Origin of the sequence: Oharaeibacter diazotrophicus, assembly GCF_004362745.1 — a bacterium.
Taxonomy (GTDB): Bacteria; Pseudomonadota; Alphaproteobacteria; order Rhizobiales; family Pleomorphomonadaceae; genus Oharaeibacter; species Oharaeibacter diazotrophicus.
The window spans coordinates 539763-552178 of the sequence record NZ_SNXY01000006.1 but is presented as its reverse complement, the minus strand read 5'-3'; the positions used below and the strand labels follow the sequence as shown (position 1 = coordinate 552178).

The following is a 12416-nucleotide window of genomic DNA, read 5'->3' as shown; positions in this document are numbered from 1 at the left end:
GGACGGTCGGGCGGTCTCCGACCCGGCCCCTCGTGGGGAGGGTCGACCGCGGGGCGGTCGGGGCTCCGTGCCCCGACCGGAAAGAGCTCGACGTTCAGGCGCCCTGCGTGCGCCGTTCCAGCCACGCCTCGACCCGGTGGATCAGGGCGTCGTGGACGGCCTCGTTCTCGATCTCGTCGATCGCCTCGCCGAGGAAGGCGAGGATCAGCATCTTCTCCGCCTCGACGCGCGGGATGCCGCGGGCGAGGAGGTAGAAGAGCAGGTCGTCGTCGAGCGCGCCGCAGGTGGCGCCGTGGCCGCACTGGACGTCGTCCGCGAAGATCTCGAGCTCGGGCTTGGCGTTCGCCTCGGCGCCCTCGGAGAGGAGCAGCGAGGCGGTCATCATCCGGGCGTCGGTCTTCTGGGCGTGCGCCGGCACGTTGATGCGGCCCTGGAACACCGAGCGCGCCTCGTCGTCGATCACCGCCTTGTAGAGCTCGCGGCTCTCGCAGGCCTCGGCGTCGTGGGTGACGACGAGCGTGGTGTCGCCGTGGCGGCGGCCGGACAGCATGGTGATGCCGCGGAAGCCGCCGGTGGCGCCCTTGCCGGCGAAGCGGGCGTAGACCTGCGCGCGCGCCACGGCGCCGCCGAGCGCGGCGTTGAACGTGTGCAGCGTCGCCCGCGCGCCGATCGTCGCCGACACGGTGGTGAGGCTCAGCGCCTCCACCGGCTCGATCTGCAGGCGGATGTGGTCGACGTGGGCGTCGTCGCCGACGACGAGCGCCGTCACCACGTTGGTCTGGTGCGCGGCGGCGGCGGTCGCCTCCACCGTCTCGATCACCGTCGCCTTCGCGCCGGCGCCGACCACGACCACGTTGCGCACCGCGGTGGCGACGGCGGCCGCGCCGGCGACCACGTGCGCGATCTCGAACGGGCGGTCGAGCACCACGCCGTCCGCGACGCGGATCACCACGCCGTCGGTGGCGAAGGCGGTGTTGAGGCGGACGGCGGCGTTGTCGGCCGCCTCGGGCAGCAGGTCGAGCACGGCACCGTCGCCGGCGGCGAGCGCGTCGGCGAGCGGGGAGACCGTGACGCCGGCCGGCAGGTCGGCGAGATCGGAGAGCTCGGCGACCACGCGCCCGTTGGCGACCACGATCCGGCGGGCGCCGTCGCCCGGCACCGCCTCCGCGAGCGCGCGGACGCGGCCGAGGTCGGCCGGGCCGGCGGCCGGGGCGATCGAGCGCAGGTTGGCGCGCAGGTCCGTGTACTTCCAGTCCTCGACGCGGCGGTGCGGCAGGCCGGCGGCGGCGAAGCCGGCCCACGCGGCCTCGCGGGCGGCGGCGATCGCCGGAGCGCCGGGCAGCGCGTCCTTCTCGGCGGGGAAGCGCTTCAGGAGCGCGTCCTCGGCCGGGGTGCGCAGGGGGGTGGGGCTGACCATGTCGCTCATGTCCTCACGCCGCGTCCTGGACATAGGCCGCGTAGCCGTTCTTCTCGAGCTCGTGGGCGAGTTCCGGGCCGCCGGTGCGCACGATGCGGCCGGCCGAGAGCACGTGCACGATGTCCGGCACGATGTGGTCGAGCAGGCGCTGGTAGTGGGTGATCACCACGAAGGCACGGTCGGGCGAGCGGAGCGCGTTGACGGCCTCGGCCACCACCTTGAGCGCGTCGATGTCGAGGCCGGAATCGGTCTCGTCGAGGATGGCGATCTTCGGCTGGAGCAGCGCCATCTGCAGCGCCTCGTTGCGCTTCTTCTCGCCGCCGGAGAAGCCGACGTTGACCGGGCGCTTCAGCATCTCGGACGAGATGTTCAGCCGGCCGGCGGCCTCCTTGACCACGCGCATGAAGTCCGGCGTCGAGATCTCGGCCTCGCCGTTGGCCTTGCGCTTGGCGTTGAGGGCCGCGCGCAGGAAGGTCATCGAGGCGACACCGGGGATCTCGATCGGATACTGGAAGGCGAGGAACAGGCCGGCGGTGGCGCGCTCGTTCGGCTCCATCTCGAGGATCGACTCGCCGTCGAGCAGGATGTCGCCCTCGGTGACCTCGTAGTCGTCCTTGCCGGCGAGGATGTAGGACAGCGTCGACTTGCCGGAGCCGTTCGGCCCCATGATGGCGTGCACCTCGCCGGGCTTCACGGTGAGGTCGATGCCGCGCAGGATCTCGCGGTCGCCGATGCGGGCGTGCAGGTTACGGATTTCGAGCATGGTTCAGCCTTTCGAGATGAGCTGGCGCGTTTCGAGGAAGCGGATCACGTCGATCGTGAGCGACCTGATCGCGGCCAGCGTGGTCCGGAGTTCGTCGGAAGTCGGAGGGGCCGCGAGACCGCCCGAGCCCGACGGGTATCGGTAGCGGGTCGCCGCGGAACTCAGATCTTCGAGCGCCAGGAAGGATTGACGAAGTGCGTGCTGGGAGCCGATCAGATCGGCGAGTTGACGAATGTCGTGCGTGGTGCCGGCTCTCTTGTCCTCGGCTTCGATGACGGCACGAAGCAGCTTCTCGACCGACTGCTGCGCCTGAAACGTCGCCTCGGCGGGCAACTCCGCGGCCAGGAGTTCGGCGGCCCTGAGTTCCCGCCCGGCCAGGGTCACGAACGACCTGATGCGCTTCAGACGAAGGGAGTCGGCGGTCACGAGCGCGCCTCGTAGATCTTCCGACCCTCGTCCACGACGATCGAGACCAACGTCGTGTGAAGTGTCGCCGCCTCTTCGAAGTCATCGTGGCCGACGGGCACGACGTCGCATCCGATGCGCGTCCCGCTCGTCGCCCTGTAGATGAATTCGTAGTCGTCGCTGCCCCAGGGCGCGCCCGGCTTGGCGACGACGAGAAGGTCGAAGTCGCTGTCCGGGCGGTGATTGCGTTGCGCTCTGCTTCCGAACAGCCAGATGGCTTCCGGATCCGCCGCCGCCACCAGATGATCGATCAGGCCCTGGAGCGCCTCCTCCTCCGAGCCGTAGATCCCGTGGTTGACGTGGTCGGTCGCGGGGGCCGCTTCCATCGCATCACCCCACCGAACCTTCCAGGCTGATGCCGATGAGCTTCTGGCTCTCCACCATGAACTCCATCGGCAACTGCTGGAGCACCTCCTTGACGAAGCCGTTGACGATCAGGGCGATCGCCTCCTCCGGCGGCAGGCCGCGCTGGAGGCAGTAGAACAGCTGGTCGTCGGAGATCTTCGAGGTGGTCGCCTCGTGCTCCACCACCGCCGAGGCGTTCTTGCTCTCGATGTAGGGCACCGTGTGCGCGCCGCACTTGTTGCCGATCAGAAGCGAGTCGCAGTTGGTGAAGTTGCGCGCTCCCGAGGCCTTGCGCCCGACCTGGACGAGGCCGCGGTAGGTGTTGCTCGACCGGCCCGCCGAGATGCCCTTGGAGATGATCTTCGACGTGGTGTTCTTGCCGAGGTGGATCATCTTGGTGCCGCTGTCGACCTGCTGGCGGCCGTTCGAGATCGCGATCGAGTAGAACTCGCCGCGCGAATTGTCGCCCCGCAGGATGCAGCTCGGGTACTTCCAGGTGATCGCCGAGCCGGTCTCGACCTGCGTCCACGAGATCTTCGAGTTGCGGCCGCGGCAGTCGCCGCGCTTGGTCACGAAGTTGTAGACGCCGCCCTTGCCCTCGGCGTCGCCGGGGTACCAGTTCTGGACGGTCGAGTACTTGATCTCGGCGTCGTCGAGCGCGACCAACTCAACGACGGCGGCGTGCAGCTGGTTCTCGTCGCGGCTCGGGGCGGTGCAGCCCTCGAGATAGGAGACGTAGGCGCCCTCGTCCGCGATGATCAGGGTACGCTCGAACTGGCCGGTCTTCTTCTCGTTGATGCGGAAGTAGGTCGACAGCTCCATCGGGCAGCGCACGCCCTTCGGCACGTAGACGAACGAGCCGTCGGAGAACACGGCGCTGTTCAGCGTCGCGTAGAAGTTGTCGGTGACGGGCACCACCGTGCCGAGGTACTTGCGCACCAGCTCGGGATGCTCGCGCACCGCCTCCGACAGCGAGCAGAAGATGACGCCGTGCTTGGCGAGTTCCGCCTTGAAGGTCGTCACGACCGAGACGCTGTCGAACACCGCGTCGACCGCGACGCGCGGCCGCTCGACGCCGGCGAGGAGCTCCTGCTCGCGCAGCGGGATGCCGAGCTTCTCGTAGGTGCGCAGCAGCTCGGGGTCGACCTCGTCGAGGCTCTTCGGCCCGGCGGTCTTCTTCGGCGCGGCGTAATAGTGCAGGTCCTGGAAGTCGATCGGCGGATGGTCGACGCGCGCCCAGGTCGGCTCGGTCATCGTCTGCCAGCGGCGGAACGCCTCGAGGCGCCATTCGGTCAGCCACTCCGGCTCGCCCTTCTTGGCCGAGATGAAGCGGACGGTGCCCTCGTCGAGGCCCTTGGGCGCGAGATCGGACTCGATCTCCGTGGTGAACCCGTACTTGTACTTGTCGACGTCGAGCGCCGACACCTGTTCGATGGTTTCCTGGACTGCAGGCATCTTCCACTCCATCCGCGCGGTTTCAAGGACCGTGGGAATTGAGACGTTCATATAGGTACTCAGGCGACCTTCGTCCCGTGCCTTTTGGTCATGTCGGCGTTGATCCGGGCGAATGTCGCGGCGAAACGGTCGACGTCGGCGTCGTCGGTCGTCGGGCCGATCGAGACGCGCAGGCCGCCCTTGGCGAGGGCCTCCGGCACGCCCATCGCCGTCAGCACGCCGCTCGGGCGCACCTTGCCGGACGAACAGGCCGAGCCGGCGGAGAGCGCGATGCCGGCAAGGTCGAAGGCGATCAGCGCGGTCTCGGCGGGAAGGCCGGGAATCGCGAAGGCCGTGGTGTTCGGGAGCCGCGCCGCTCCCGCCGCGAAGATCGCCGCCGACGGCGCCGCCGCCCGGATCGCCGCCTCGATGCGGTCCCGGCGGGCGGCGACGGCGGGCATCTCCGCGATCTCGGCGAGCGCCTCGCGGGCGGCGAGCCCGAAGGCGGCGATCGCGGCGACGCTCTCGGTGCCGGCGCGCGCGAAGCCTTCCTGTCCGCCGCCGGTCAGCAGCGGCGGGAAGGCGAAGCCGTGCGCCCCGCGCACGATCGCGCCCGCACCCTGGATGCCGCCGATCTTGTGGGCCGACAGCGTCAGTACGTCGACGCCGAGGCCCGCTAGGTCGACGGCCATCCGGCCGGCGGCCTGCACCGCGTCCGCGTGGACCAGCGCGCCGTGGGCGCGGCCGACGCGGGCGACCTCGGCGACGGGCTGGACGGCGCCGGTCTCGTTGTTGGCGAGCATCACCGAGACGATCGCCCGCTCGCCCGCGGCCGCGATCTCGCCGAGCCGGCGGTCGAGCGCGCCGAGGTCGACGACGCCGTCGCCGTCCACGGGCACCGTCTCGACCCGATCGGCCGGGAAGCGGCCGCCGCGGGCGACGGAGGGATGCTCGACGGCGGAGACCAGCAGGCGGTCGAAGCGGTGCGGCCGGCCGAACAGGGTCCAGTCCGGCGCGAGCACGGTGACCGACGCCTCGGTGCCGCCGGAGGTGAAGGTTACGCCCTTGGCCTCCGCGCCGACCAGCGCCGCGATCTCGCGCCGCGCCGCCTCGACGGCGGCCCGGGCGGCCCTACCCTCGGCGTGGACGGACGACGGGTTGCCGGTCCGCGTCAGGAGGTCGGCGACGAGGGCGCGCACGGACGGCCGCGCGGGTGCGCCGGCGTTCCAGTCCATGTAGAGGCGTTCCTCGGCCATCGGCTCCGTTCCGCGGGTGGCAGCGACGGGCGCCGGCCTCGACATCGGCGCGGCGCACCCCACATCTTAGCCCGGATGCCGGCCCGGGCGAGCCCGCGGACCACCGATTTTCCTTGACGGCGGACCCGGCGGCAGGCCAGTGCAGACGCGAGCGGCGAACCCGTTCCCGACGGGTTCAGTTTCGAATTGTTCTAAACAAACTACCGGCTCGGGCGGTGCTCCGTCAAGGGCGGCTAAGCATTACACCGTATGCCGCCGTCCCCCGATCAACGCCCGGAAAACGAAGAGGTCCGATGCCCGAGGTGATCTTCAACGGCCCTGCCGGCCGCATCGAGGGGCGCTTCCAGCCCGCCAAGGGCCGCAACGCGCCGATCGCGATGATCCTGCATCCGCACCCGCAGTTCGGCGGCACGATGAACAACCAGGTGATCTACCGGTTGTTCTACATGTTCAAGGAGCGCGGCTTCGCGGTCCTGCGGTTCAATTTCCGCGGCGTCGGGCGCAGCCAGGGCCAGTTCGACCACGGCGCCGGCGAGCTCTCCGACGCCGCCTCGGCGCTCGACTGGGTGCAGACCATTCACCCGGACGCGCGGTCCTGCTGGGTCGCCGGCTTCTCCTTCGGCGCCTGGATCGGCATGCAGCTCCTGATGCGCCGCCCGGAGATCGAGGGTTTCATCTCGATCGCGCCGCCGGCCAACCTGCACGACTTCTCCTTCCTCGCCCCCTGCCCGTCGTCGGGCCTGATCGTCCACGGCGACGTCGACAAGGTCGTCCCGACCAAGGACGTCCAGGCGCTGGTCGACAAGCTGAAGACCCAGAAGGGCATCGTCATCGACCAGAAGGTGATCGAGGGCGCCAACCACTTCTTCGACCAGAAGGTGGACGAGCTGATCGACACCTGCGGCGGCTATCTCGACCGCCGTCTGGCGATGGCCGACGCCGAGTGACGCTCGCGTCGTCGTGACGACACCGCTCCGAAAGGCCGGGCCTCCGCCCGGCCTTTCGCGTTTTCAGCCCCCACCCTCCCGCTCGGCGATCAGCGCCAGCAGCGCGTCGCAGGCGCGGCTGCGGTAGCGCTCGCGGTGGCCGAGGCCGAAGAAGGGCCGCGGACCGAGATCGAGCGGCAACCGGTGCAGCGTGCCGGCGGCGAGCGCCGGCCCCACCACCAGCGACGACAGCGCGGCGACGCCCGCCCCGGCCTCGACGGCGGTGCGGACCGCCTCGTTGGAGGGCAGCACCAGCGCCACCGTCAGATCGTCCGGTGCCAGGCCCAACCGGCCGAGCGCGGCGTCGAAGGCCGAGCGGGTGCCGGAGCCGGGCTCGCGGGTGACCCAGCGCGCCGCCCGCAGCCACGCCCCGTCCACCGGTCCGCCCCGGTGCGGCGTCGCCTGCACCACCACCAGCGTGTCGCGGCCGAGCGGGCGGACGACGAGCGCGGGATCGTCGACGACGCCCTCGACCACGCCGAAGTCCGCCTCGCCGGCGAGCACGAGGTCGGCCGCGCGCCGCGTGTTGCCGATCGCGACCTCGACGGCGACGCCGGGATGGCGGTCGTGGAAGGCGGCGAGCACCGGCGGCAGCCAGTAGGCCGCCGTGGTCTGGCTGGCGACGAGGCGGAGGCGCCCGCGACGCAGGCTGCCGAGATCGTCGAGCGCCCGTTCGGCCGCCGCCGCGCGCGCCAGCACGGCGCGGGCCTCGTCGAGGAACAGCCGGCCGGAGTCGGTCAGTTCGATGCGCCGCCCGACCCGGTCGAAAAGCCGGACGTCGTGGCGCTCCTCGAGCGCCGCGATCGCGGCCGACGCCGCCGACTGCGTCATCGCCAGCGCCCGCGCCGCGGCGGTGACGTGCTGCCGCTCGGCCACGGCGACGAAAATCCTGAGCTGCTCCAGCGTCACCGCGCGCCTCGATCGATCGATTCTTCCGATTGAAATCACATGAACGTCGCGTTGGAAAGATCGATCGGGCGCCCCTAGGGTCCGAGCGTCGGAGGTCGCCATGCCCGTTCCCGCCCTTGTCCACCGTCGTCCGCTCGCCGCCCTCCGCGACTTCGCTCCCGGCCTCGCGCTCTGCGCCGCGGTCGGCGCGGCGGCCGTCGCCGTCGAGACCGGGCAGCGGCTCGTGTTCGGGCGCACCTGGGTCGAGGCGCTGGTGCTCGCCATCCTCTGCGGCGCCGTCGTCCGGACCGCCTGGGCTCCGGGCCCACGCTGGCAAGCCGGTGTCGGCTTCGCCCGCCGAGGTCTGCTCGAGGTCGCGGTCGCGCTGCTCGGCGCCGCCATCGACCCGGCCGCCCTGGCGACGGCGGGACCCGCGCTGGTCGCCGGCGTCGCGGCGCTGGTGGTGGCGGCGATCGCCGCCGGCTTCGCGATCGGCCGGCTGCTGCGCCTGCCGGCCCGGATGGCCCTGCTGGTCGCCTGCGGCAACGCCATCTGCGGCAACTCGGCGATCGCCGCGGTGGCGCCGGTGATCGCGGCCGACGCCGACGACGTCGCCGTCTCGATCGCCTTCACCGCCGCGCTCGGCATCGCGGTGATGGTGCTGCTACCGCTGGCCGGCCTCGCCGTCGGCCTCGACCGCGCCGGCTTCGGCGTCCTCGCCGGCCTCACCGTCTACGCGGTGCCGCAGGTCGCGGCGGCGGCCGCGCCGTTCGGAGCGATCGCGGTGCAGATCGGCATGGTGGTGAAGCTGGTGCGCGTCGCCATGCTGGGGCCGGTCTGCCTCGCGCTCTCGCTCGTCCGCCCCGGCCGCGCGCCCTCGGCCGGCGCCGCGTCGCGGCCGCCGCTGCTGCCCTGGTTCGTGCTCGGCTTCGCCGCCACCGCGGCCTGCCGCGCCGCCGGACTGGTGCCGGACGCCGCGATCGCTCCCATCGACGTCGTCGCCCGCACCGCGACCGTGCTCGCCATGGCCGCGCTCGGCCTCGGCGTCGACGTCCGGATGCTGGCGCGGGCCGGTGTGCGCGTCGTCGCGGCGGCGGCGCTCTCGCTTTCCCTGCTCGCGCTCGCCGCCTATGGACTGGTGCTCGGCGTCGGGCTGTGAGCGCCCTCCGGCGTCGCCACGTCGCCGCCGACGGTAGGGGCCGGCACGCCCGTCGTTCCCGGGAAGGTCGCCGGCAGGCCGCGGAGGCGGCGGACCGCGAGGTGCGCGAAGGCCTGGGCCTCGACGAAGTCGCCGTCGAAGCCGGCGTCGCCGGCCGGCACCACTGTCGCGCCGGTGCGGGCGGCGAGCATGGCGAGCAGCTTCCGGTTGCGCGCCCCGCCGCCGACCACCACCACCGTCGCGGCCGGCGCGCCGGCGAGCCGCAGGCCCGCCGCGACCGCGGCCGCGGTGAAGGCGGTCAACGTCGCCACCTTGTCGGCGAACGGGAGGGCGGCCACCGGGCCGACGTCGAAGGCGTCGCGGTCGAGCGACTTCGGCGGCGGCGCCGCGAAATAGGGATGGGCGAGGAGGGCCGCCAGCGCCGTCCCGTCGACCCGGCCGGACGCGGCGATCGCACCGCCGTCGTCGTAGGGCCGCCCGGTGGCGGCGAGCACGGCGTCGTCGATCAGGGCGTTGCCGGGGCCGGTGTCGAAGGCGGCGAGCCTGCCGTCGGCGCCGATCAGGGTGACGTTGGCGACACCGCCGACGTTGAGCACGGCGGCGGGCAGCGACAGGCCGGCGCGGGCGGCGAGCGCCCGGTGGAAGATCGGCACCAGCGGCGCTCCCTGCCCGCCTGCCGCGACGTCGGCGGCGCGGAAGTCGTGGACGACCCGCAGACCGCAGGCGGCCGCGAGCCGGCCGGCGTCGCCGATCTGCACGGTCAGCCGCCGCGCCGGGGCGTGGAACACGGTCTGGCCGTGGAAGCCGACCACCTGTGGCGCGATCCCGGCCTCCGCCGCGGCGGCGACGAGGTCGCGCACGGCCTCGGCGTGGGTGTCGGTGACGATCCGCTCGGCCTCGGCCAGCGCGCCCGGACGGGCGCGGCGGTCGTCGAGGCCGCGCGCGTCGGCGAGGGCGCGGCGGAGCACGGCGCGCTCGTCAGCCCCGTAAGGTCTGAACAGGGTGGGGCCGATGCCGGCGATCGTCTCGCCGTCGGTGTCGAGCAGCGCGGCGTCGACCCCGTCGAGCGAGGTGCCGCTCATCAGGCCGAGCGCCCAGACCGGACCGGCACCCGTCATCGTCCGTCTCCCTCGCCGCGAAACCGTACCGTCACGGGATGCCAAGGCGGCGCTTTCCTGCTAGGAAGCGCCGCTCCGCCGCGCGAGCCTGCGCGGGGCGTGGTAAACACCGAGGAAACGGGGACATGAGAGCCTTCAAGTCGGACTTCCTGCGCACGCTCGACGAGCGCGGGTTCATTCACCAGATCTCGGACCCGGAGGGTCTCGACGCCGCCTGCGTGAAGGGTCCGATCACGGCCTATATCGGCTTCGACGCGACGGCGACCAGCCTTCACGTCGGCTCGCTGATCCAGATCATGATGCTGCACTGGATGCAGCGGACCGGCCACCGGCCGATCTCGCTGATGGGCGGCGGCACCACCATGATCGGCGATCCCTCGTTCAAGGACGAGGCGCGCAAGCTGCTGACGGTCGAGGCGATCGAAGAGAACATGGCCGGCATCCGCCGGGTGTTCGCCCGCTACCTCGCCTACGGCGACGGCCCGACCGACGCCATGATGATCAACAACGCCGACTGGCTGTTGAAGCTCAACTACGTCGAGTTCCTGCGCGACGTGGGCCGCCACTTCTCGGTCAACCGGATGCTGTCCTTCGAAAGCGTCAAGCTCCGGCTCGACCGCGAGCAGTCGCTGTCCTTCCTCGAATTCAACTACATGATCCTGCAGGGCTACGACTTCGTCGAGCTCGCCCGGCGCACCGGCTGCGTGCTGCAGATGGGCGGCTCCGACCAGTGGGGCAACATCGTCAACGGCATCGACCTCGGCCACAAGATGGGCACGCCCCAGCTGTTCGCGCTGACCTCGCCGCTGCTCACCACCGCCTCCGGTGCCAAGATGGGCAAGACCGCGGCAGGCGCGGTCTGGCTCAACGCCGAGCTGACCAGCCCCTACGAGTTCTGGCAGTTCTGGCGCAACACCGAGGACGCCGACGTCGAACGCTTCCTGAAGCTCTACACCACGCTGCCGCTCACCGAGGTCGCCCGCCTCGCCGCCCTCGGCGGTGCCGAGATCAACGAGGCCAAGAAGCTGCTCGCCACCGAGGTCACCGCCATGCTGCACGGCCGCGAGGCCGCCGACGCGGCGGCCGAGACCGCGCGCCGCACCTTCGAGGAAGGCGCCCTCGCCGCCGACCTGCCCACGGTGGAGATCCCGCGCGCCGAGCTCGAGGCCGGCCTCGGCGTCCTCGCCGCCTTCGTCCGCGCCGGCCTCGCCGCCTCCAACGGCGAAGCGCGCCGCTCGGTCGACGGTGGTGGCCTCAAGGTCAACGACGAGACCGTGACCGACCCCAAGCGCGTCCTCGGCCTCGCCGACCTCTCGGACGTCGGCGCGATCAAGCTCTCGCTCGGCCGCAAGAAGCACGTGCTGCTGAAGCCGGTGTGACGGGGGAAAGGCAGTCGGGCTTGGGCGGTCGGCAGTCGGCAGTCGGCAGTCGGCAGTCGGCAGTCGGCAGTCGGCAGTCGGCAGTCGGCAGTCGGCAGTCGGCAGTCGGCAGTGAAGGTATTCCGCTGCGTTACGCTGTCCACCTCCTCGGCGTCTCCCCTCCTCCTCGTGGGGAGAGTTGGGGAGCGGGGTGCGCGACACTTCCAACGTCGCGTCGTCCGGCACGTGGCCGCTTCCCCCCCCGTCAGAAGCAAGGTCACGACGGCGCAGTGACGCGCGAACTCCGTCCGTCTGGAGCGCGATGCACGGCGCGACGCTGAATTTCTTTGCAAGCGCCCAGTCGCGGGGTTGAAATCCAAACAGAACAAGCACAAATTCGGCTCGCTTCGACTTGCGTCATGCATACTTACCACGAATTCGAGAACGACTTTCCATCTCGGACACTTTTCCGCCGTAATTCCTCCCTGACGGCACCGCAAACTACGCAAAGTTTACGGCCCGTCCGCGTCACATTCGGCCGGATTTGATTTTGAGGGGGGCACTATGACTTCGACATTGAAGGCCGCCGCGGCGGCGACCGTCCTGCTGCTGATTTCGCCGACCCTGGCCCTTGCCGACGACGCCTTCGCGGTCATGGTCGGCGCCTATCAGGTGGGGCTGGCCGGCAGTGTGAAGGGCCACGGCACGGCGACCCTGACCAAGGTGAACAACAATACGATCTGCTGGGGCGTGACGGTCTTCGGCCTCGACACGCCGACCGAGCTCCACATCCACAAGGGCATCGCCGGCGCCAACGGCGACGTGGCGATCGCCCTGACGCCGCCGACCGCGGGCAATCCCGGGGCAGCGTCGGGTTGCCTCGCGGTGGTCGACAGCAATCTCGTGAAGGAGATCTTCGAGCACCCGCAGCGGTACTACGTCAACCTGCACACGACGAAGTTCCCCGAAGGGGCCATTCGCGGTCAGCTGTTCTGATCAGATCTTCGGCCGGCGGCTCCGCGACGGGGCCGCCGCTCGATCGCCGGACGCGCGGGCTACTGCAGCCGGTGTGAAGTCGGCAGTCGGCGGTCGGCGGTCGGCAGTCGGCAGTCGGCAGTCGGCAGTCGGCAGTCGGCAGTCGGCAGTCGGCAGTCGGCAGTCGGCAGTCGGCAGTCGGCAGTCGGCAGTCGGCAGTCGGCAGTCGGCAGTCGGCAGTCGGCAGTCGGC

12 protein-coding genes are annotated in these 12416 nt (G+C 71.3%); 4 read left to right on the top strand and 8 right to left on the bottom strand.

Annotated elements, in window-relative coordinates:
• Nucleotides 1–94: 94 nt before the first annotated feature.
• Genes sufD through EDD54_RS02745 form a run of 6 tightly spaced genes read right to left on the bottom strand, consistent with a single transcriptional unit; the run spans nt 95 to nt 5680 of the window.
• Nucleotides 95–1417, bottom strand: a complete 1323-nt coding sequence (sufD, locus tag EDD54_RS02770; protein WP_126536789.1) for a Fe-S cluster assembly protein SufD — start codon at nt 1415–1417, stop codon at nt 95–97.
• Nucleotides 1418–1430: 13 nt separating this feature from the next.
• Nucleotides 1431–2180 (bottom strand): Fe-S cluster assembly ATPase SufC, encoded by a 750-nt coding sequence (gene sufC / locus EDD54_RS02765; protein ID WP_126536791.1) that lies wholly within the window; start codon nt 2178–2180, stop codon nt 1431–1433.
• A gap of 3 nt (nt 2181–2183) precedes the next feature.
• On the bottom strand, nt 2184–2606 hold the full coding sequence (locus EDD54_RS02760; protein WP_126536793.1) for a HEPN domain-containing protein: 423 nt from the start codon (nt 2604–2606) through the stop codon (nt 2184–2186).
• Complete coding sequence (locus tag EDD54_RS02755) at nt 2603–2971, bottom strand: nucleotidyltransferase domain-containing protein (protein ID WP_126536795.1); 369 nt, start codon at nt 2969–2971, stop codon at nt 2603–2605. Before EDD54_RS02755 ends, EDD54_RS02760 begins: the two co-directional genes overlap by 4 nt.
• 4 nt (nt 2972–2975) lie before the next feature.
• On the bottom strand, nt 2976–4445 hold the full coding sequence (sufB, locus tag EDD54_RS02750; protein WP_126536797.1) for a Fe-S cluster assembly protein SufB: 1470 nt from the start codon (nt 4443–4445) through the stop codon (nt 2976–2978).
• Nucleotides 4446–4504: 59 nt separating this feature from the next.
• Entirely contained in the window at nt 4505–5680 is a 1176-nt protein-coding gene (locus tag EDD54_RS02745; protein ID WP_126536799.1) for a cysteine desulfurase family protein, read from the bottom strand.
• Nucleotides 5681–5973: 293 nt separating this feature from the next.
• On the opposite strand from EDD54_RS02745, the gene EDD54_RS02740 reads away from it, so the two are divergent.
• On the top strand, nt 5974–6627 hold the full coding sequence (locus EDD54_RS02740) for an alpha/beta hydrolase (RefSeq protein WP_126536801.1): 654 nt from the start codon (nt 5974–5976) through the stop codon (nt 6625–6627).
• 63 nt (nt 6628–6690) lie between these two features.
• Here EDD54_RS02740 and EDD54_RS02735 read toward each other — a convergent pair whose 3' ends face one another.
• The gene (locus EDD54_RS02735; protein WP_208112141.1) at nt 6691–7575 is read right to left on the bottom strand and encodes a LysR substrate-binding domain-containing protein; all 885 of its coding nucleotides are present in this window, start codon (nt 7573–7575) and stop codon (nt 6691–6693) included.
• 100 nt (nt 7576–7675) lie between these two features.
• Here EDD54_RS02735 and EDD54_RS02730 point away from each other — a divergent pair, with 100 nt between their 5' ends.
• Nucleotides 7676–8713, top strand: coding sequence for a YeiH family protein (locus EDD54_RS02730; protein WP_126536805.1), 1038 nt, complete (start codon nt 7676–7678; stop codon nt 8711–8713).
• Here EDD54_RS02730 and EDD54_RS02725 read toward each other — a convergent pair.
• Nucleotides 8683–9831: an anhydro-N-acetylmuramic acid kinase gene (locus EDD54_RS02725; protein WP_126536807.1), complete on the bottom strand. Its 1149-nt coding sequence runs from the start codon at nt 9829–9831 to the stop codon at nt 8683–8685. The two genes, EDD54_RS02730 and EDD54_RS02725, sit on opposite strands and share 31 nt — an antisense overlap.
• Nucleotides 9832–9956: 125 nt before the next feature.
• Between EDD54_RS02725 and tyrS the strand changes: the two genes are divergently transcribed.
• Both tyrS and EDD54_RS02710 read left to right on the top strand, forming a co-directional pair.
• Nucleotides 9957–11210 carry a tyrosine--tRNA ligase gene (gene tyrS, locus EDD54_RS02720; protein ID WP_126536809.1) on the top strand — a complete coding sequence of 418 codons (1254 nt, stop codon included), beginning with the start codon at nt 9957–9959 and terminating at the stop codon, nt 11208–11210.
• Nucleotides 11211–11753: 543 nt separating this feature from the next.
• Nucleotides 11754–12185 (top strand): CHRD domain-containing protein, encoded by a 432-nt coding sequence (locus EDD54_RS02710; RefSeq protein ID WP_126536811.1) that lies wholly within the window; start codon nt 11754–11756, stop codon nt 12183–12185.
• The last annotated feature ends 231 nt before the right edge of the window (nt 12186–12416 follow it).

Coding starts and splice junctions, on each gene's coding strand:
- sufC (WP_126536791.1), bottom strand. CDS start 2,180: ATGCTCGAAATCCGTAACCTGCACGCCCGCATCGGCGACCGCGAGATC.
- EDD54_RS02725 (WP_126536807.1), bottom strand. CDS start 9,831: ATGACGGGTGCCGGTCCGGTCTGGGCGCTCGGCCTGATGAGCGGCACC.
- sufD (WP_126536789.1), bottom strand. CDS start 1,417: ATGGTCAGCCCCACCCCCCTGCGCACCCCGGCCGAGGACGCGCTCCTG.
- EDD54_RS02710 (WP_126536811.1), top strand. CDS start 11,754: ATGACTTCGACATTGAAGGCCGCCGCGGCGGCGACCGTCCTGCTGCTG.
- tyrS (WP_126536809.1), top strand. CDS start 9,957: ATGAGAGCCTTCAAGTCGGACTTCCTGCGCACGCTCGACGAGCGCGGG.
- EDD54_RS02740 (WP_126536801.1), top strand. CDS start 5,974: ATGCCCGAGGTGATCTTCAACGGCCCTGCCGGCCGCATCGAGGGGCGC.
- sufB (WP_126536797.1), bottom strand. CDS start 4,445: ATGCCTGCAGTCCAGGAAACCATCGAACAGGTGTCGGCGCTCGACGTC.
- EDD54_RS02755 (WP_126536795.1), bottom strand. CDS start 2,971: ATGGAAGCGGCCCCCGCGACCGACCACGTCAACCACGGGATCTACGGC.
- EDD54_RS02745 (WP_126536799.1), bottom strand. CDS start 5,680: ATGGCCGAGGAACGCCTCTACATGGACTGGAACGCCGGCGCACCCGCG.
- EDD54_RS02730 (WP_126536805.1), top strand. CDS start 7,676: ATGCCCGTTCCCGCCCTTGTCCACCGTCGTCCGCTCGCCGCCCTCCGC.